General features: G+C 52.4%; 20 protein-coding genes and 2 pseudogenes. 4 read left to right on the forward strand and 18 right to left on the reverse strand.

Translation table 11 applies throughout. The features are described 5' to 3' along the window. Positions 1-7 precede the first annotated feature (7 nt). The 10 genes from ldtE to AC0XWG_RS20535 form a co-directional block, all read right to left on the reverse strand. A complete protein-coding gene (ldtE, locus tag AC0XWG_RS20490; protein ID WP_108090120.1) occupies positions 8-1,021 on the reverse strand; it encodes a L,D-transpeptidase LdtE in 1,014 nt (337 codons plus the stop codon). Between the two features lie 97 nt (positions 1,022-1,118). Continuing rightward, positions 1,119-1,535, reverse strand: coding sequence for a cysteine desulfuration protein SufE (gene sufE / locus AC0XWG_RS20495; protein ID WP_028017265.1), 417 nt, complete (start codon positions 1,533-1,535; stop codon positions 1,119-1,121). Positions 1,536-1,549: 14 nt separating this feature from the next. Continuing rightward, positions 1,550-2,770 (reverse strand): cysteine desulfurase SufS, encoded by a 1,221-nt coding sequence (sufS, locus tag AC0XWG_RS20500; protein ID WP_128347974.1) that lies wholly within the window; start codon positions 2,768-2,770, stop codon positions 1,550-1,552. Beyond that, positions 2,767-4,038, reverse strand: coding sequence for a Fe-S cluster assembly protein SufD (gene sufD / locus AC0XWG_RS20505; RefSeq protein ID WP_108090122.1), 1,272 nt, complete (start codon positions 4,036-4,038; stop codon positions 2,767-2,769). The genes sufS and sufD overlap by 4 nt, the downstream gene beginning before the upstream one ends. After that, complete coding sequence (gene sufC, locus AC0XWG_RS20510; RefSeq protein ID WP_128347975.1) at positions 4,013-4,759, reverse strand: Fe-S cluster assembly ATPase SufC; 747 nt, start codon at positions 4,757-4,759, stop codon at positions 4,013-4,015. Before sufC ends, sufD begins: the two co-directional genes overlap by 26 nt. Positions 4,760-4,768: 9 nt before the next feature. Next, positions 4,769-6,259 carry a Fe-S cluster assembly protein SufB gene (gene sufB / locus AC0XWG_RS20515; RefSeq protein ID WP_028017261.1) on the reverse strand — a complete coding sequence of 497 codons (1,491 nt, stop codon included), beginning with the start codon at positions 6,257-6,259 and terminating at the stop codon, positions 4,769-4,771. Positions 6,260-6,267: 8 nt separating this feature from the next. Beyond that, positions 6,268-6,636: a Fe-S cluster assembly scaffold SufA gene (gene sufA / locus AC0XWG_RS20520; RefSeq protein ID WP_475680992.1), complete on the reverse strand. Its 369-nt coding sequence runs from the start codon at positions 6,634-6,636 to the stop codon at positions 6,268-6,270. 405 nt (positions 6,637-7,041) lie between these two features. Continuing rightward, on the reverse strand, positions 7,042-7,920 hold the full coding sequence (locus tag AC0XWG_RS20525; protein ID WP_164881337.1) for an RHS repeat-associated core domain-containing protein: 879 nt from the start codon (positions 7,918-7,920) through the stop codon (positions 7,042-7,044). 329 nt (positions 7,921-8,249) lie between these two features. Next, positions 8,250-8,978 carry a MerR family transcriptional regulator gene (locus AC0XWG_RS20530; protein ID WP_128347977.1) on the reverse strand — a complete coding sequence of 243 codons (729 nt, stop codon included), beginning with the start codon at positions 8,976-8,978 and terminating at the stop codon, positions 8,250-8,252. A gap of 187 nt (positions 8,979-9,165) precedes the next feature. Beyond that, complete coding sequence (locus AC0XWG_RS20535; RefSeq protein ID WP_475680993.1) at positions 9,166-10,386, reverse strand: diguanylate phosphodiesterase; 1,221 nt, start codon at positions 10,384-10,386, stop codon at positions 9,166-9,168. Between the two features lie 340 nt (positions 10,387-10,726). Here AC0XWG_RS20535 and ycgZ point away from each other — a divergent pair, with 340 nt between their 5' ends. The 4 genes from ycgZ to fdhF all read left to right on the forward strand — a co-directional run bounded on the left by ycgZ (position 10,727) and on the right by fdhF (position 13,941). Continuing rightward, the gene (gene ycgZ / locus AC0XWG_RS20540; RefSeq protein WP_028017257.1) at positions 10,727-10,966 is read left to right on the forward strand and encodes a regulatory protein YcgZ; all 240 of its coding nucleotides are present in this window, start codon (positions 10,727-10,729) and stop codon (positions 10,964-10,966) included. A gap of 4 nt (positions 10,967-10,970) precedes the next feature. Continuing rightward, positions 10,971-11,291 (forward strand): hypothetical protein, encoded by a 321-nt coding sequence (locus AC0XWG_RS20545; RefSeq protein WP_028017256.1) that lies wholly within the window; start codon positions 10,971-10,973, stop codon positions 11,289-11,291. 29 nt (positions 11,292-11,320) lie between these two features. Further along, complete coding sequence (locus tag AC0XWG_RS20550; protein WP_028017255.1) at positions 11,321-11,599, forward strand: biofilm/acid-resistance regulator YmgB/AriR; 279 nt, start codon at positions 11,321-11,323, stop codon at positions 11,597-11,599. 191 nt (positions 11,600-11,790) lie between these two features. Continuing rightward, positions 11,791-13,941: a formate dehydrogenase subunit alpha gene (gene fdhF / locus AC0XWG_RS20555; RefSeq protein WP_475680994.1), complete on the forward strand. Its 2,151-nt coding sequence runs from the start codon at positions 11,791-11,793 to the stop codon at positions 13,939-13,941. Positions 13,942-14,029: 88 nt separating this feature from the next. On the opposite strand, the gene AC0XWG_RS20560 is transcribed toward fdhF, so the two are convergent. The 8 genes and pseudogenes from AC0XWG_RS20560 to AC0XWG_RS20595 form a co-directional block, all read right to left on the reverse strand. Then, entirely contained in the window at positions 14,030-14,251 is a 222-nt protein-coding gene (locus AC0XWG_RS20560; RefSeq protein WP_108090127.1) for a hypothetical protein, read from the reverse strand. Then, positions 14,229-14,462: a capsule assembly Wzi family protein gene (locus AC0XWG_RS20565; protein ID WP_128347979.1), complete on the reverse strand. Its 234-nt coding sequence runs from the start codon at positions 14,460-14,462 to the stop codon at positions 14,229-14,231. The genes AC0XWG_RS20560 and AC0XWG_RS20565 overlap by 23 nt, the downstream gene beginning before the upstream one ends. Continuing rightward, positions 14,459-14,824 (reverse strand): hypothetical protein, encoded by a 366-nt coding sequence (locus AC0XWG_RS20570; protein ID WP_108090129.1) that lies wholly within the window; start codon positions 14,822-14,824, stop codon positions 14,459-14,461. The genes AC0XWG_RS20565 and AC0XWG_RS20570 overlap by 4 nt, the downstream gene beginning before the upstream one ends. After that, the gene (locus AC0XWG_RS20575; protein WP_108090130.1) at positions 14,796-15,467 is read right to left on the reverse strand and encodes a helix-turn-helix transcriptional regulator; all 672 of its coding nucleotides are present in this window, start codon (positions 15,465-15,467) and stop codon (positions 14,796-14,798) included. The genes AC0XWG_RS20570 and AC0XWG_RS20575 overlap by 29 nt, the downstream gene beginning before the upstream one ends. A gap of 199 nt (positions 15,468-15,666) precedes the next feature. After that, positions 15,667-16,179 (reverse strand): fimbrial protein, encoded by a 513-nt coding sequence (locus tag AC0XWG_RS20580; protein WP_108090131.1) that lies wholly within the window; start codon positions 16,177-16,179, stop codon positions 15,667-15,669. Between the two features lie 11 nt (positions 16,180-16,190). Beyond that, positions 16,191-16,808: pseudogene (locus AC0XWG_RS20585) on the reverse strand (fimbrial protein); the annotation flags it as partial. A gap of 16 nt (positions 16,809-16,824) precedes the next feature. Further along, positions 16,825-17,522 (reverse strand): IS1 family transposase gene (locus AC0XWG_RS20590; RefSeq protein ID WP_223216367.1). Its coding sequence is split into 2 segments (ribosomal slippage): positions 16,825-17,273 and positions 17,273-17,522, totalling 699 coding nucleotides; the frame shifts between segments, so codons are not numbered across the junction. 57 nt (positions 17,523-17,579) lie between these two features. Beyond that, positions 17,580-17,915, reverse strand: a pseudogene (locus tag AC0XWG_RS20595) (fimbrial protein); the annotation flags it as partial. Between the last annotated feature and the right edge of the window lies 1 nt (position 17,916).

The following is a 17,916-nucleotide window of genomic DNA, read 5'->3' on the forward strand; positions in this document are numbered from 1 at the left end:
CAAACTGCTACTGCGTCACCTTCTCCCCTTCATCTTCCGCTACGGCAGCAGACGCCTGACTGTTCTGCACCGACAACACGTTATTACTGGCTGATGGCGCGCTACCCGACGATACAACAACCGGGATCCCGGCACGGCGTGACAGGGCCTTATTGATAAGCGTTTTATCACTTCCCACCTGAGAAACAAATGTCGCAAAGTCTGCGGAGTGCGTGATTGGCGAAACCTGCGGGTTTTCCCCCTCAACCTGCGCCAGCGGACGGTGGACTTCAATATAGCGTTTACCATCCGGTTCGACGGAAAACTTCACGGGCTCATTGATAATCTGTACCCGCGTGCCAACCCGTACCTGTTCAAACAGAGCTTTAATATCCGGGGCGTTCATCCGCATACAGCCAGAGCTGACCCTCAGGCCGACGCTGTCCGGCGCACTGGTGCCGTGGATCAGGTATTCCCCATTACCCACGCCTAAACGCAGTGCAAAGCGTCCTAGCGGGTTATTCGGCCCGGCGGGTACAACCGGAGGTAATTTAATCCCCTGCTCCAGAGAGCGTGCTCTGATGCCCGGTGTTGGTGTCCAGGTAGGATTAGGGATTTTCTGGCTCACCCGCGTGGTCGTGACGGGTGTTTCCAGCCCCAGTTGTCCGATGCCGAGCGGAAAAACCTGAACAATGTTTTCTCCCGGCGGGAAGTAGTAGAGCCGAAGCTCAGCGAGATTCACCACAATCCCCTCGCGGGGCGTATCCGGCAACAGCATTTGCGACGGAATGGTAATAACGGTTCCCGGGGCAGGGTTTATCGGCGCAATAGTATTGTTGGTTTCCAGGATCACCTGGGCTGCAGTATTAAACCGGCGGGCAATGGTCTGCAGCTTATTATCCCCTTCCTGTATCGTGTAGGTTTGATTTTGCCCAATCAGACGACTGCCTGCGGGCGGCAATGGGTAGTCCATCGCGCGGGCCGAATTAAGAGCACCGAGCGAACCAAGGAGTAATAGAGTTATGAGAGACGCGCGCTTCATGCTGAGATTCCTTATTCACTGACAGAACGTCAGAAAGCTGAAAAACCAGCGAGGCGGGAACCACCTCGCGAAACAGAATGAATGCTGTTTTATAAGTCTAGCTAAGGATTGCAGCTTTAGCGCGAATGGCGCGAATCATCGCTTCGAGTCCCTGGGAACGGGAGGGGGTGAGGTGTTGAGTCAGAGCCATTTTTTCAAACCACGGGCGGACATCAAACGCAACAATGTCCTGCGCCGACATCTGGTGATAAAGAATAAACACCACGGCGATAAGCCCTTTTACAATCGCTGCATCGCTGTCGCCGTGCAACTGGATTGTGCCGTCGTGAGTTTGCTCCATCACAATCCACACCTGGCTCTGGCAGCCCTGAATGGTATTCTCCGGGTTATGCGCCTCTTCACTGAGCGGAGGTAAACGCTGTCCCAGCTCAATAATATAGAGATACTTCTCTTCCCAGTTCGCGCAACGCCCGAAGTTACGCAGCAATTTATCTTTATCCGGCAACTCTGCCATATTTTGCCTCTCCGTTAGCCCAGCAGCTGGTGAATACGTTTTAGCCCTGCCACCAGTCTGTCGACCTCTTCCATTGTGTTGTACATCACCAGCGACGCGCGGCACATTGCCGGCACCTGGTAAAACGCCATCAGCGGCATGGCGCAGTGGTGTCCGGTACGGACCGCCACGCCGTAGTTATCGAGGAAACTGCCCACGTCATAAGCATGGTGTTTCCCGAGATTAAACGCGATCACCCCTTGCCGGTCGGCAGGTCCATAGAGGGTCAGATCCGGCACGCTGGCAAGCTCCGCAAGCGCATAGTGCATCAGCAGCTGTTCGTACTCCTGAATACTATCAAGGCCGATCGCGGAGACATAAGAGACCGCCGCCCCCAGTCCGATAATCCCGCCTGTGTTAGGTGTCCCCGCCTCAAAACGCCACGGCGCACGGGCGTAGGTAGTCCCTTCCGACAGGCTGACGGTGGCAATCATCGACCCGCCGCCTTCCCACGGCGGCATCGCCTGCAGGATGTCCTCTTTCACATACAACACGCCAATCCCCGTTGGGCCATACAGCTTATGCCCGGAGAAGACGTAGAAATCACAGTCCAGCGCCTGAACATCAACCGCGTGGTGCATTACCGCCTGAGCACCGTCAATCAGCACCTTCGCGCCGGACTGATGGGCTTTCCCGACAATCTCTGCGACCGGGTTTTCCGTCCCCAGTACGTTGGAGACCTGAGTGACCGCCACCAGCCGGGTTTTATCGTCGAGTAATGCGTCAAGCTGCTCGAGCTGCAGCGTCCCGTCTTCATTCAACGGAATGACCCGCAATTGCGCCCCCACACGCTCACAGAGCATCTGCCACGGCACAATATTGGCGTGGTGCTCCATCTGGGTGATGATGATGTTGTCACCTGCGTGGACCTGCGCGTTGCCCCAGCTGTTGGCGACAAGGTTGATCCCCTCCGTGGTACCCCGCACAAACACCAGCTCTTCCGGTGACCGTGCATTGAGAAAGGCGGCTATTTGCGTACGCACATTCTCCATGCGTTGAGTCGCTTCAGCACTCAGCGTGTGGATCCCCCGATGCACGGCGGCGTAGCCATGACGGTAGAACTCGGCTTCCGCATCCACCACCTGATTCGGCTTCTGTGCGCTGGCCGCACTGTCCAGGTAGGCCAAAGGAAGACCGTTCACTTCACGGGTCAGAACCGGAAAATCTGCCCGCACTTTCTCTACGGGAAAACTCATACTTCGCCTCCAGGCAGACGCTGACCAATACGGGCCAGCACCTGCTGTTTTAACAGGCCATCGTGCAACGCTTCCGTCAGTTCGGCGGCAAACGCATAGATAATCATTTTCTGCGCCGCCTGCTGGTCGATGCCACGGGAACGCAGGTAGAACATCTGCTCATCATCAATCCGCCCGACCGTCGCACCATGGCTGCATTTCACGTCGTCGGCATAGATCTCCAGTTGCGGTTTGGTATCCACTTCTGCCAGTCGTCCCAGCAGCAGATTGTTATTGGTCATCTGCCCGTCAGTTTTAATCGCGTGTTGCGCCACGTTAATCAGGCCATTAAACACCGCACGCCCTTTGTCGCTGACAATGGTTTTGTGCAACTGACGGCTGTTGCAGTAGCCCTTGTTGTGTTCAAGCCAGGTGCGCGTGTCGCACACTTCCGCTTTGACCGGCATCGCCAGGCTGTTGATGCGCAGCGTGGTGTTTTCACCGTTAAGCTGCGTGCTGGTGTTATGGCGCAGCACGGCGCCACCGAGTAGAAAACTGTGGCTGTAGGCTGCGGCATCCTGACCGAGCAAAATATCGTTATGGGCGAAGTGGTGACTCTGCGCATTCTCAAACGCCAGCTTGATATGGTGAAGATGGGCATTGGCGGCAACGTTCATCGTCAGACGCGATCCGGTAAAGTGTCGGATATCGTTGAGACTGACGTAATGCTCAATCACCGTGGCTTCCGCCCCCTCAGCCAGTTCAAGATGATGGCGGTAGTGAGCCGTGTTGATCTCGTCGCCGTCCAGCCCCTGGGTGATATGCATCAGCAACAGCGGTTTGGCCGGGCGCTGGTTACGCTTCACATTAATATGCGTCACAGATTGCGCCAGACTTTCAGTGAGATGCAGAAACACTTCCGGCTGAACTGCTGTCGTCAGGCTCTGACGATCGTCGTTAATCGCGATGCCGAACCCGCTCTCCTGCGTGTCATCGCTCAGTTCCGGGCGGAACTGACCATCGACAAACACCAGACGCACGGCATCCACACTCAGTGCCAGCGCATCGCGCTGCACCGGGGTGATATCCGCCAGACGGGTGACAAACTCGCCGTTCATCAGGCCATCAAGCGGGGTGTATTTCCAGTTCTCATGCTTTCGCGAAGGCAGGCCGAGACGCAGCATCTGCTGTAAATGCTGCTGCGCTTGCTCAGAGCGTGTCTCACCCTGGGCTTCAAACAGTCTGTGCCACTGCTGGAGCGCATTACTGCTGTTCGGTAAGCCAGCCATAACCCTTCTCCTCCAGTTGTTTAACCAGCGTAAAATCACCCGATTTCACAATGCGCCCCTGGTAAAGCACGTGGACGTAGTCCGGCTTGATGTAGTCGAGAATACGCTGATAGTGGGTGACGATAATGAACGAACGCTTACCATCGCGCAGCGAGTTAACGCCGTCAGCGACAATCTTCAGGGCGTCAATATCCAGACCGGAGTCGGTCTCATCCAGAATGCACAGCGCGGGTTCCAGAACCGCCATCTGCAGGATGTCGTTGCGTTTTTTCTCACCCCCAGAGAAACCAACGTTAACCGAGCGGGTGAGCAGATCTTCCGGCATTTTCAGCAGTTTGATCTTCTCTTCCATCAAATCCTGGAAATCGAAGCGGTCCAGCGCCTCCAGGCCGCGATACTTGCGCACCGCATTCAGCGCCGTTTGCAGGAAGAACTGGTTACTGACGCCAGGGATTTCTACCGGGTACTGGAAGGCCATAAAGATGCCCTCTCCCGCACGATCTTCCGGGGACATTTCCAGCAGATCTTTGCCGTTAAATTCGACCGAGCCGTGGGTCACTTCATAATCTTCACGGCCTGCCAGCGTCGCTGAAAGCGTACTTTTCCCGGAACCATTTGGCCCCATGATGGCGTGAACTTCACCCGGTTTGACATCAAAATTGAGGCCACGCAGGATCGCTTTGTCTTCCACGCTAACCTGTAAATCTTTAATACGTAACATGTGCTTTCCTTAACCGACGCTGTGTTCAAGACTAATGGCGAGGAGTTTCTGGGCTTCAACGGCAAATTCCAGCGGCAGTTCAGAGAACACGTCCTTACAGAAGCCGTTCACAATCATCGAAATAGCATCTTCTTCGCTGATCCCGCGCTGCAGGCAGTAGAAGAGCTGATCTTCCCCAATCCGTGACGTCGTCGCCTCGTGCTCAAGCTGGGCCGTGTTGTTACGGCACTCGACGTACGGGAAGGTATGCGCCCCGCAGTCTGCGCCAATCAGCATCGAGTCACACTGGGTAAAGTTCCGCGCATTGGTGGCCGTCGGCATGATTTTCACCAGCCCGCGATAGCTGTTCTGGCTATGTCCGGCGGAGATGCCTTTCGAGATGATGGTCGACCGGGTATTTTTCCCGATGTGGATCATCTTGGTCCCGGTATCGGCCTGCTGATGGCCACTGGTCAGCGCCACAGAGTAGAACTCACCGATGGAGTTATCCCCACGCAGAATGCAGCTCGGGTATTTCCAGGTGATAGCCGAGCCCGTTTCTGACTGGGTCCACGACATCTTGCTGTTTTCACCTTCGCACAGCGCACGTTTGGTCACGAAGTTCAGGATGCCACCGGTATTGCCGTCACCCGGGAACCAGTTTTGTACCGTCGAGTATTTCACCTCGGCATCTTTATGGATGATGACCTCCACTACCGCCGCGTGCAGCTGGTAGCTGTCACGCACCGGGGCGGAACACCCTTCGATGTAACTGACATAGCTGCCCTCATCGGCCACCAAAATGGTCCGTTCAAACTGACCGGTTTTTTCGGCGTTGATGCGGAAATATGTCGAGAGTTCCATCGGACAGCGCACGCCTTTCGGCACATAGATAAAGGTACCGTCAGAGGCCACCGCCGCGTTGAGCGCCGCAAAGAAGTTGTCGTTAGAGGGCACCACGGTCCCAATGTACTTTTTCACCAGTTCCGGGTGCTCGTGAATGGCTTCACCGAAGGAGCAGAAAATGATCCCCTGCTCTGCCAGCTTTTCACGGTAGGTGGTTGCCACTGAGACGGAGTCAAAAATGGCGTCTACCGCCACCTCTTTGCCCTCACGTACGGGCACGCCCAGCTGGTTGAAGGCTTCTTCCACCTCTTTGCTGAGGAAGCTGTTTTCAGCGCCAGTCTGCTGTACTGCGCCAGGCTGAGAGGCACAGGTATCGTCGCAACTGCCGCAGGATGGCGCTGAGTAGTAGCTGTAGTCCTGATAATTCAGCTTGTCATAATGCGCTTTCAGCCAGTGCGGCTCTTCCATCTCCAGCCACGCGCGGTAAGCGCTCAGGCGAAACTCCAGCATCCACTCTGGCTCATTACGTTTCGCCGAGATCGCCCGCACGACATCTTCGTTAATGCCTTTCGCCAGCTCGTCGGTCTGCAGCTGGGTGAAGAACCCCTCTTTATAGTTGAGGTGCCCCCCGCTCCAGGTATTTACTTCACTCGTTGCTTCAGTATTACGAGACATAGTTCCGCCTATACCCCAAAGCTTTCGCCACAGCCGCATTCGTTCTTGGCTTTCGGGTTGTGAAATTTGAACAGCTGGTTTAAACCTTCCCGTACGTAGTCCACTTCTGTACCGTCGATAAAGGGCATGGCCTGCAGCGCGACGTACAATTTTGCGCCGTCGGTCTCGAAGACCAGATCATCTTTCTCGGGTTCGGTGACGGTATCAAGCACGTAGCCGAAGCCTGCGCATCCCGTCTGTTTGACTCCAAGGCGCACGCCGAGGATCTCGGGCTTTTTCGCCACCAGCTCGTGAATATGTGCCGCCGCCGCTGGCGTGAGCGTTAAACCGCGCCAGGTAAAATCGGCAGGATTGAAGGTTTCTGAATGCAGTTCCATAGGTCCACCTCATCTGATTAGCCATCAGGGCATAACACCATGTTAGTGATAACGATTATCACTTCAACCCTCTGGCAGCAGGGGCATTCGGCTAAACCGCCCTTTTTGGCTACTTTTATTAAGCATAGACCCTGTTGCGACAGGCCGGAGGGATGGATTTAATTGTTCAATGCATTGATAAATAATGCATTATTCATCCAAAAACACGAAGGAAGAGGAAAAAATAAAATATGCATCGGAAATGCCTATTTTTAAGATAGATTTTTGTCTTGCAGTGAACAACGGGCAGGCAGCATATGTAAGCACCACCCTGGAGATAGCACTTATTCAATCATACCGAATGGCCTGGCCAGGCCAGGCCAGGCCAGGAAGATTTACACTATATATCGGCAAAATAATACGTGTTTACACTTCACTATATGCGGGAGGTGCAGAATCAAACAATAAACCCAGGGTATCATAGGCAGGGGGTAAATTTAGATTTTCAACGGCAATGCGCGGACCTTGTCGGCGTGGTCTAAAGAGTTGAGAGGCCTCGGCATAATCTGGTAGGGCATGCAGAAAACGGCTTCGCACCGAACGTTCAAAATGATTGATAAAGGCTTTATGCACAGTGGAATCAAGATAATATTTAGCCACCGTCTGGCTTGGTCTCCTAAATATAACACCCGAACCTTCCCCCCAACTTAAACGGTATGCTACTCTTTTCGTAAGTTTAATTCTAGCTGTAAACCCACCTTCCTTGTTGAGCACAAGTTTTATTGTGCCTTTCAATTCACGGCTATCACTATTATATAACGCGCTAAATTTGTTATTACTTTGCCAGCCATCTACTAAAATATCTTGTTGGCGCAAAAAATCTTCGAAAAATCCCTTTTGCGCGTTTAAGGCATCTCCTGGAGTAAATGAAGAACCGTCTGTGGCAACTGCTGAAACAACATTTCTACCAACCTCCAAATCCATCATCCCTTCGACTCTGTTCATTGCCTGTCCGGCAACCTCCATTTCTTCAGAGGCTCTGCGAACATTACGCCCAACAAAACCTGCAAAGATGAAAATAAAATCCAGCAATGGACCATGCCCGGATGCATCAGTGTTATTAATGCTATCACCACTGCAATAGGCAAAACCGTTCCCCCCCCCGGCGTCAAATGGGCTCATGTTATCCTGGCCAGTAAAACGTTTCAGAATGGGGTTAAAACCACGGTAACCATTTCCCAGAAGATAACTATTGCTTACATCAGAACGCCGCTGGCCTGAATAAAAAATGCTATTTTTCCTCATCCTATATAACCTCATAATTTAATTTATACTCAACCTTAGGAAAAATACTTTGAAAAATACAAACTATCCCCCAAGGATTCCGCCCTGAGAAAAAGCAATCAAAAATACTTACGGTACTGAAGATAAATCCGTGATAGCTAATCGCAGGCTAATGACATTATTTCCCGAAAAAAAGTAGAGTATTGTGCTTAATGAACATCAATTATTCTATTTTTTGTACGCTATTGTATTATGGTATTCGAAATCGACGAACCGACGCCGCTGGATTGACGAAACAGGTCAGATGATGACGAAATCTAAAGCAAAAAGGCCCTTCCGGACCCCTTAGTTTAAATATGAAACGACACAGAGAACCCTTGTTCACGCCAGTGATCGAGCTGTTCCTGCTGGCGAGGCGTTGGGGATTTCCCCGTCCAGACGAAGATTTTTTGCCCCGGGAAAAGTTCCGGACGCGGTGAGTCAATAGGTTCCGCCAGCACATCAATATGCCAGCCTTTCTGCGATAAGCGAGCAGCCTCAAGCCACAGATGAGTACGGTCCTCGCATTCCCAGCCAATAAGCAGCGCGTCTTTACCCGCTTTCTTGCGGGACTCCGCCAGGCTTGCAATCGCGAATTCAATCAGGACGCCGTCAAGCAGGCTTGCCATGTGACGCACGGTGTTCTGGTCCTGATTCATTCGCTGGCGGACGGGAGAGATGATGTTATCAATCAGTGCATCCAGCGCGTGATCGCGGCGGAACTCACCAATTTTGGCGCGCAGCTTTGCCGGGCTGGCATAACGCAGAACGGTCATCATCTCTTCCTGGAATGAAACCCAGTTACCCTGAGTCAGTACGTCCTTGTTTTCCAGTAAGGCTTTGACTTTTCCGACCGAGACGCCGCTTTTCATCAGGCGCTTGATCTCTTCAATACGCAGGATATCTTCATCGTCAAACTGACGATGACCCCCTTCGCTGCGCTGCGGCTTCAACAATCCATAACGGCGCTGCCAGGCACGCAGCGTAACGGGGTTGATACCGCATCGTTCGGCCACTTCGCCGATACTGTAATAGGCCATTAACTCCCTCACGCACAGTACTTCCATACCCAACTACACCAACCTTATCAGATTGTACAAACCATTTGTATAACTAAGACCTCGTTTTAAGCAGGTGATTGCGTTACAAGCCATTTACCTGTTCATACATTGTTGTATAAATTTTACCGTTCGTACAGTCACGTCAGTCGAACTGTGTACAGCTTTTTCAGAACTCGGACTTTTTCTCTGGCCACACAATAGCCGGAATTCCGCCATGCCGGGGGCTGGCAAAAAGGTGTCCCTGAAACTGAGAAATTCCCGCAGACTCCAGCCACATCCACTCTTCCGCCTTCTCCACGCCGACCGCACAGAACTGAATTTCTAGGGAGGTACAGCACTTGATGATCGCCTGAATGATGGCCTGTCTGGGGCCGCTTTTGTGCACGTTTGCGACCAGGTCGCGATTAATTTTAATTCTGTCCGGCTGGAACTGTGCCAGTAACTGTAGCCCGGCAAAACCGGCACCAAAGTGATCGATCGTCACACTGATACCCGCACTTTTTAACTGTCTGACCGAATGGGTAAATTCTTCGAAACGGGAAATGGCTTCGCTCTCCGTAAACTCCACCACAATTTGCTCGGGCACAAAGCCATTTGCATCAATCGTGGTGAGCAGGAAGTCCACGGCATTCGGAACATTAACCAGCGTCATAGGTAGCAGGTTGAGGGATAATGTCTGGTCCTGTAGCCCCAGCGCGCTGGCCATTGAGAGCGCAACCTGCTTGCTGTGCAAATCAGATGCGTACACGTCGTCACGTGGGCGGTTGGCGAAGTACACACCTGGTGAATCCCCGGACGGTGTGCGGAGAAGCGCCTCCCAGGAGACGACCTGCTGCATGAACGGATCGACGATGGGTTGAAACGCAAAACTGCAGTCCGCTCCTTTTGCCACCACCTCAGGTTGCGCGGATAGCGGTGTTTCTTCGGGGATAAAATCCCATGAATCCGCCGGAGGCAATTCAAAATAGTTGGCTTTCTCAGTGGCCTCGACAAAGGTGCGGAAAAACTGCAAAGGACGGTCATTGTATGTCAACTGATAACGTGTGGTGCCTTTGTTAAGCACCTGCTGAAGTACCTCTTCCCTGTCGAACTGGCGCAAATCAAACAGCTCCATACCCACGTTGCCAAAACGCCGGGTAGGCCCGTGATCGCGCATCAACTCCACCACGTTATGGTGGCGTGCGTCCTTACAGATCTGCTCATAGATTGACGAAACGTGTTCGACTGGCCCTTCGAGCAATTGAAAAAAATGAGTGCCGTTAAACAGCAAGATCCCCGTGACATTGGATTGCCGGTTTTTACTATTTGCAGCAGCGACCATTTTTTCCAGCGCTTTCACTGGAACGTCCTCGCAAATATGACTGCGGTAAATGATGGTTGTAAGCATGCTATTCCTGGGGGGTTAAGGTTCTGACCACAAAAACATGTGGATACGGATCTTTTATAGCACATTAATTGCCTGACAAATAATTTACAACTCAATCATTTACGCCGTTTAATGATTCCTTTTTTTGCGCCGTACAACTTAAAAGTGCCGCTCTGATTTGTACAATATATCTTGTAGAGATACCGTTTCACGAAAATCAAATAACACATTGAAATAATAGAAATTAATTAAAAATATCACAAATAAATCAAAAATCTGTACATTTTTAATGTACAGATTTGCGAATTATGTATACCTTAAATGTAACGTTACTGATTACGAATTTTTACAGGAGTGAAACATGCAACAGAACGGTTATGTCGCAGATTCGGCAGCAGCGATTGCACAGTACTTCGAAAAAGCAGCACTTCCTACTCAGCAGGAAACATTGGGGCAGGTCGTGGTTGAGATTCTTAGCGACGGGCGAAACCTCAATCGCAAATCGCTCTGTACCAAACTGTTAAGCCGCCTCGAAAGGGCCGATGGCCCGGAAGAGGAACAACATTATCACATGCTGCTTGGTCTCCTCTTCGAGCGGTAATGCCATGAACAGCAGTGACGCAGATCGACTGATAGACCAGCTTATCGGTGAAGCCGTCCTTTCTCTTCTGAAAGAGCGGGGGCCAGTGACAACCGAAGGATTGCTACAGCGTCTGCGGGTCATGAAAAAACATGAAAAGGATCCCTGGCGGAGGGAGACACTTGCGGTGGTGATTGCCGAGATCGGCTCAAACAGCATCGCCTTTACACGTCGCAGAACCGCGCAAGGACGAACGAACAGAGAGGGATCTCTCAACGATAACAAAGACAATGTTGTGCCGTTATTTGGAAGTGGAAAACCGTCCAACCCCAAAAAAATACATTGACTGTCATTTAACAGCTACGGTGAGAACAAATGAGACAAAATATTCAGCTTCAACCCGAATACCATTCTGCTTTTTTAGACAGTGCGCTGTCGGAATATTTCCGTCACGCAGGCGATCGTTTTGCTGAAGAGTCCGCTGTTTTTTCTACTGCAGTACGCTGCGTTCTGGCCTCCGAAGGGCATCTCTCCAACAAAGCGATCATCCTCTGGCTCATTCAGACGCTGGAATCGACCAACGACGTTGTCCAGGCGGATGTTATTCGCAAGACCCTGGAAATTGTCGTGGGCTACACCATGGACGACCTGTAATATCGCGGCCACTCATCCTGCTCTCGTGTCATCGTCAAAACTGACGAATGTTCTGACGATGACACGCGCCTTCCCCGCTTAACCCCCTGTAAAACCAGCAAAGCCAATCTGGCACGGTTCCTGCTTACTTCCGTTTACGGGGCTGGGTTTTCCAGCCAACTTTGCTTCATTTCTTAACAGGTCTGTTATTGATGAAAAAGATCGCCAGCGTCTGCCCCTACTGCGGTGCAGGCTGTAAATTAAACCTTGTCGTTGAAAATAACCGTATTATCCGTGCCGAAGCGGCAGAGGGCGTCACAAACCAGGGCACCCTGTGTCTGAAAGGCTTTTACGGCTGGGATTTCCTCAACGATACCCGTCTCCTCACCCCACGCCTGACCCAACCGATGATCCGCTACCACAAAGGAGAGGCATTTACTCCCGTCACCTGGGAAGAGGCAATCCGCTATACCGCCCACAAACTCAGCAGCATTAAAGAGCAGTACGGCCCACGGTCGATCATGACCACCGGCTCCTCCCGTGGTACCGGGAATGAAACCAACTATGTGATGCAGAAATTTGCCCGTGCTGTGCTGAACACCAACAACGTCGACTGCTGTGCACGCGTCTGTCACGGTCCTTCCGTTGCCGGCTTACAGGAAACGTTGGGCAACGGGGCAATGAGTAACTCCATCAACGACATCGAAAATTCAAAATGTCTGCTGGTCTTTGGCTATAACTGCGCAGACTCTCACCCTATCGTCGCCAGACGTGTGCTGAAGGCCCGGGAAAACGGTGCAAAAATCATCGTCTGCGATCCGCGTCGCATTGAAACGGCGCGCATTGCCGATCAGCATCTGCAACTGAAAAACGGCAGTAACATGGCGCTGGTGAACGCCTTTGGTTATGTGCTGCTGGAAGAAGAACTCTATGACAAAAACTACGTTGCGCGTTTTACAGAAGGGCTTGAGGCCTATCGTCAGACGGTAAAAGACTACGCACCAGAGAATGTCGAACATCTTACCGGCATTCCCGCCCGCGATGTTCGACAGGCGATGCGCACTTTTGCGGCGGCACCGTCAGCCACCGTGATGTGGGGCATGGGTGTAACGCAGTTTGGTCAGGCTGTCGATGTGGTCAAAGGACTTTCCAGCCTGGCGCTGCTGACCGGCAACCTTGGACGACCTGCCGTCGGCGTTGGCCCTGTACGCGGCCAAAATAATGTACAGGGCGCCTGCGATATGGGGGTTCTACCCAATATGTTCCCGGGTTACCAGGACGTCACGGACCCGGCAATCAGGCAGAAGTTCGCTGATGCGTGGGGGATTGACGTCAACAAAATGGACGATCGTGTCGGAACACGCATAACTGAAGTGCCCCACCTGGCACTGGAAGGTAAGGTCAAAGCCTATTACATCATGGGGGAAGATCCGCTTCAGACCGAGGCCGATCTCGGCCTGGTTCGCAGCGGTTTTGAGGCCCTCGACTTTGTGGTAGTTCAGGACATCTTTATGACCAAAACAGCGGAAGTGGCGGATGTTCTTCTCCCCGCCACCTCCTGGGGCGAACACGGCGGCGTATTTACCTGTGCCGACCGGGGGTTCCAGCGTTTTGGCAAAGCCATCGAAGCCAGCGGCAACGTGAAGCGCGACTGGGAGATCATCAGCCTGCTCGCAAGCGAAATGGGCTACCCGATGCATTACGAGTCTAACCAGCAGATCTGGGACGAGATGCGCGAGCTGTGCCCGCTGTTCTTCGGCGTGACGTATGAAAAAATAGGTGAGATGGGTCATGTCCAGTGGCCGTGCCCGACGCTGGATCATCCGGGAACCCCGTACCTGTACAAAGGCAATCAGTTCGACACCGCATCCGGTAAAGGGCAGCTCTTTGCCGCCCCGTGGCGCGCGCCGGCGGAAACCCCGGATGCGGATTTCCCACTGGTGCTCTGTACGGTACGCGAGGTGGGGCACTACTCCTGCCGCTCCATGACCGGGAACTGCGCCGCGCTGCAAAGCCTGGCCGACGAGCCTGGCCGCGTGCAAATGAACCCTGCCGATGCAGCTAAGCTGGACATTACAGACGGGCAACTGGTCTGGGTGCGTTCGCGTCGTGGTAAAGTGATTACCCGCGCCAGCATTAGCGAGCGTATCAACGCCGGGGCGGTCTATATGACCTATCAGTGGTGGATTGGGGCCTGTAACGAACTGACGCAGGACAACCTCGATCCCATCTCCAAAACGCCGGAGACGAAATACTGCGCGGTGCAGTTGGAGGCGATTGAGGATCAGCGCTGGGCGGAGGACTATGCGACCACGGCCTATCAAAGCATGAAGACGCGGCTAATCACTGCCCTCAACGTCTGAGAATATGCCGGGAAGCGGCGACGCCTGACCCTGCCAACACCTGAGATTTTGTAGGCAGGGTCAGCGAAGCGCCACCCGGTGTGAAAAATCAGGGAGGGCTATGCATAGAGAACTGCACCATCAGACCCGCGTCATCTCCTACCTGGAATCTGCCAGCGGCCAGCCCTGCTGATACAGACCGCCGTGATATGACCTGCCCGTAAAGGGCGATAGGCATCTCCCCTGGCGGGATCTGGAGATCGATGCCGCCCAACTGGTCGCCCGGGTCGCGTTTCTGGCTTCCCGTATTATCCCGGCCAAGAAAAGCCATCACGAAACGCTGTCAACGTCTGAGGGCGTCCTCTTCCGCCCCACCACTGCGGGATCTCGCCAAAGCTCAACCATTGATTCGCAACGCTTACCGCAGCATAGCTACCGTTCGGGTTCAGATGTGAGGCATCGGAAACCCACTGTGTTTCTTCTACGTTCCCCTGAAGCGTGACATCCCAGTACTCACCGTTGGTGTTTAGCATCGTACTCAACGACTGTTCTGCCCGCTGAATATGCCTGGTCCCTGCGGCAGCGGGTCCCGACCGGTTGCCACGTCACCCCACGGCACGATGAGCGTTTTTATCTGCGCAAGGCGCATCTGAACCCGGCGAACAACCTGCTCGCTCACCGGATCGCGAGCGTCATACCGCGCCGCCATCGTACGGCTGATTTCCGACTCACTTAGCGGCCGGGTTGATAGCGATAATGCGAACAGATGACGCCCGGCTAACCACGCCAGATCGTCCCGCAGCTGGCGGTCATTCTCAATTAATCCGGCTCCTCTAACGTTGAACGCGACCGCGCTGGCTAAAAATACGGCATATTTAACGGGCAGACGACGCGGCAACCTCATAGTTCTTGATATCCATGGTTAGATAGTCCCGAAAAAAATTGGGAGCGCTATTTTTCTCGGCCAGTCTGTTAAGCAACACGATTAATTCATAATCATTTCGCAGATCGAATTTTTGCATCAGCATATATTTATGGCTGAATACCGTCTTATCACTGATATTCAACTCGTGCGCAATCTCCATGACCGACAGTCCTTTATAAAAACTCGCCATAATGCGGATCTGCTGTGGAGAAAGTTTTTTATGATGGCAGTCAAGACAGACATTTTTATTCCAGCGATAGCCGGGCAACTGCGTTTTATACCAGGCAAAATAGATTATCTCTCTGATCTTCAAAACCGACGCTCTTCGCGAAATTAAAATAATATCTTCAAAACATGACGGGGTCGTTGCTTCACGACACTCGTCATCCACCAGGCCTATCACGATCCCCTTTTTACGCGACTGTAACTCCGGTATGCAGGTGAAAACCTCGCCGACACACAGCGAGAGCACCACAATATCGGCGACACTTACGCCGTCATGGGTAAAATGAGATGAAAACTGGACCTCTTCTCTGAAACCTCGCTGAAATAAATCAGCGAGAAAGACCTGTAAGCCATACTGAAACAGTAAATCAGACTCTTTTATCAGAATGTTCAGCATAGGTTAATCCGCTGCCATGAGTGAATTGAAATGGCAACCTACCACCACCTCTGAATCGCTATTTCGCTCCATACTGCTGTTATTAAATGAGGGGGAGTCAATAAAGGCCCATATAATTGAAAAAATAAGAACCAACACCGTCATCCCTTTCAATAAAAAGTGAATGGCATGCACATTTACCTCCAGAACGTCTGCTTAACTAATTATATTGCATGGTCATAACGACAACTGCACTGATGCTTCCGGGCGTTGCTCCGCCTGAAGCGGATTTTACCCAGGCCTGCATAGGTATCGTGGCAGTGCTGTCTGCCGCAATGGCCTTTGTGATACTGGAGCCAGTCCCTTTAAGCGAGCCGGTTGCGGCGTCACTCATAGCGACGGCAACGCCAGTGGCCGAGCCGCTGTTCATGTAGTAGTCCGCCCCTGCTGCGGGATCCGAGTTACCTGTGAACGTCACCGTGATGCTACGGGTTCCCAGCGGACAACTTGTAAAGAGCAAATTGAACGCAACCGGGTCAGACGTGGATCCCGGCGTCACCATATTTGATGCCTGAATATTGCCAAGATTAATATCCAGATTCGTATTTCCGCCATTAAATATGCAGGGTGACGCAACGATATTCCCCGTTACGCCAATATTGACCGTATCGGCTGAAAACACCTTCCAGCTCAACAGGGCAAGCAGGAGCGTTTTTTTGTGCGATATTTTCATCTTCTCACCTGCTACTGGTAGGTTATATTAAGCGTGGCCGAGGCGTTGGCCGTTCCCGACTGAACGGTCCCCTGCGTTTGATAATAACGGGCCGTTAACGGGAGCGTTTCGACTCCACCCGTCGACTGTTTTAATAACAGGCGGCTATTCATGGCCAGTGGAGTACCGTTATAGATGAGTTGAACGCCCACTCCTTTTGCCGTTCCGGTATTACCTTGACCCGTTAAGGCCATTACGCTGGTATTGCTGATATCCGGATTTTGAATACCGCTTAAAGTGACGTTAATATTGGTTCCGGTGCTGCAGTTTAATCCGAGATTCTGCGTATTTTGCGCCCCTGCCGGCGACGTTCCCACGCCTGCGTTAAAAGAAGAGGTGGGTATATTTCCAATGGCGAAGGTTAGTTGTGGCGTATTAATTGTGCATGCCAGGGCATTGATCGTTCCGCTGCTTAACTGCGTTGTCAGACCATCGCGATAAATAGCGTCGCTGCCCTGAAGGGTTACCACACCGATTACGCCTGGCGTGAGTGCCCCAGATGAAACCAGCCCGGTCACCACCAGTTCAATTTTTCCGCCATACCAGTCGACGTATGAGGTTTGTGCGTTATATGAGAAGGTATTGCTCGGGGGTAATGACTCCAACTTACTGATAGTGTTTTATGTTCAGATAATGCCCGATGACCTTGTCATGCAGCTCCACCGATTTTGAGAACGACAGTGACTTCCGTCCCAGCCTTGCCAGATGTTGTCTCAGATTCAGGTTATGCCGCTCAATTCGCTGAGTGTAACGCTTGCTGATTACGTGCAGCTTTCCCTTCAGGCGGGATTCATACAGCGGCCAGCCATCCGTCATCCATACCACGACCTCAAAGGCCGACAGCAGGCTCAGAAGACGCTCCAGTGTGGCCAGAGTGCGTTCACCGAAGACGTGCGCCACAACCGTCCTCCGTATCCTGTCATACGCGTAAAACAGCCAGCGCTGACGTGATTTAGCACCGACGTAGCCCCACTGTTCGTCCATTTCCGCGCAGACGATGACGTCACTGCCCGGCTGTATGCGCGAGGTTACCGACTGCGGCCTGAGTTTTTTAAGTGACGTAAAATCGTGTTGAGGCCAACGCCCATAATGCGGGCGGTTGCCCGGCATCCAACACCATTCATGGCCATATCAATGATTTTCTGGTGCGTACCGGGTTGAGAAGCGGTGTAAGTGAACTGCAGTTGCCATGTTTTACGGCAGTGAGAGCAGAGATAGCGCTGATGTCCGGCAGTACTTTTACCGTTACGCACCACGCCTTCAGTAGCTGAGCAGGAGGGACAACTGATGGAGATGGAAGCCACGGGAGCACCTCAAAAACACCATCGTACACTAAATCAGTAAGTTGGCACCATTACCTTGCTCGGGTTTTCGAAATAATTGTTCGATGAAAATCGAATCCCAATCCCGCTGACGTTGGTATTGTAAACATGATTCCCATAGGTACTGAGCGTGGCGCCGTTATAACGCATGCTAAAACCCAGCATTAATGGATTGGTGCAACCGGTCAGATACGATCCGGTGCCCGACGCAGCACCGGAGAATATCACCGTTCCAACAGGCGCATCGCGCTGCACGGTGAGGGTGCCCACCGACAGCGTAGACGTCTGCGGAACGATCGTCATGCACGTCCCGGCGTGGGCATAATTCCAGCCCACAAAAAAACACAGCAACAGCAAAAATTTCATCGTTTTCATC

The sequence above is a fragment of the Enterobacter sp. DVT3837 genome (assembly GCF_056238685.1).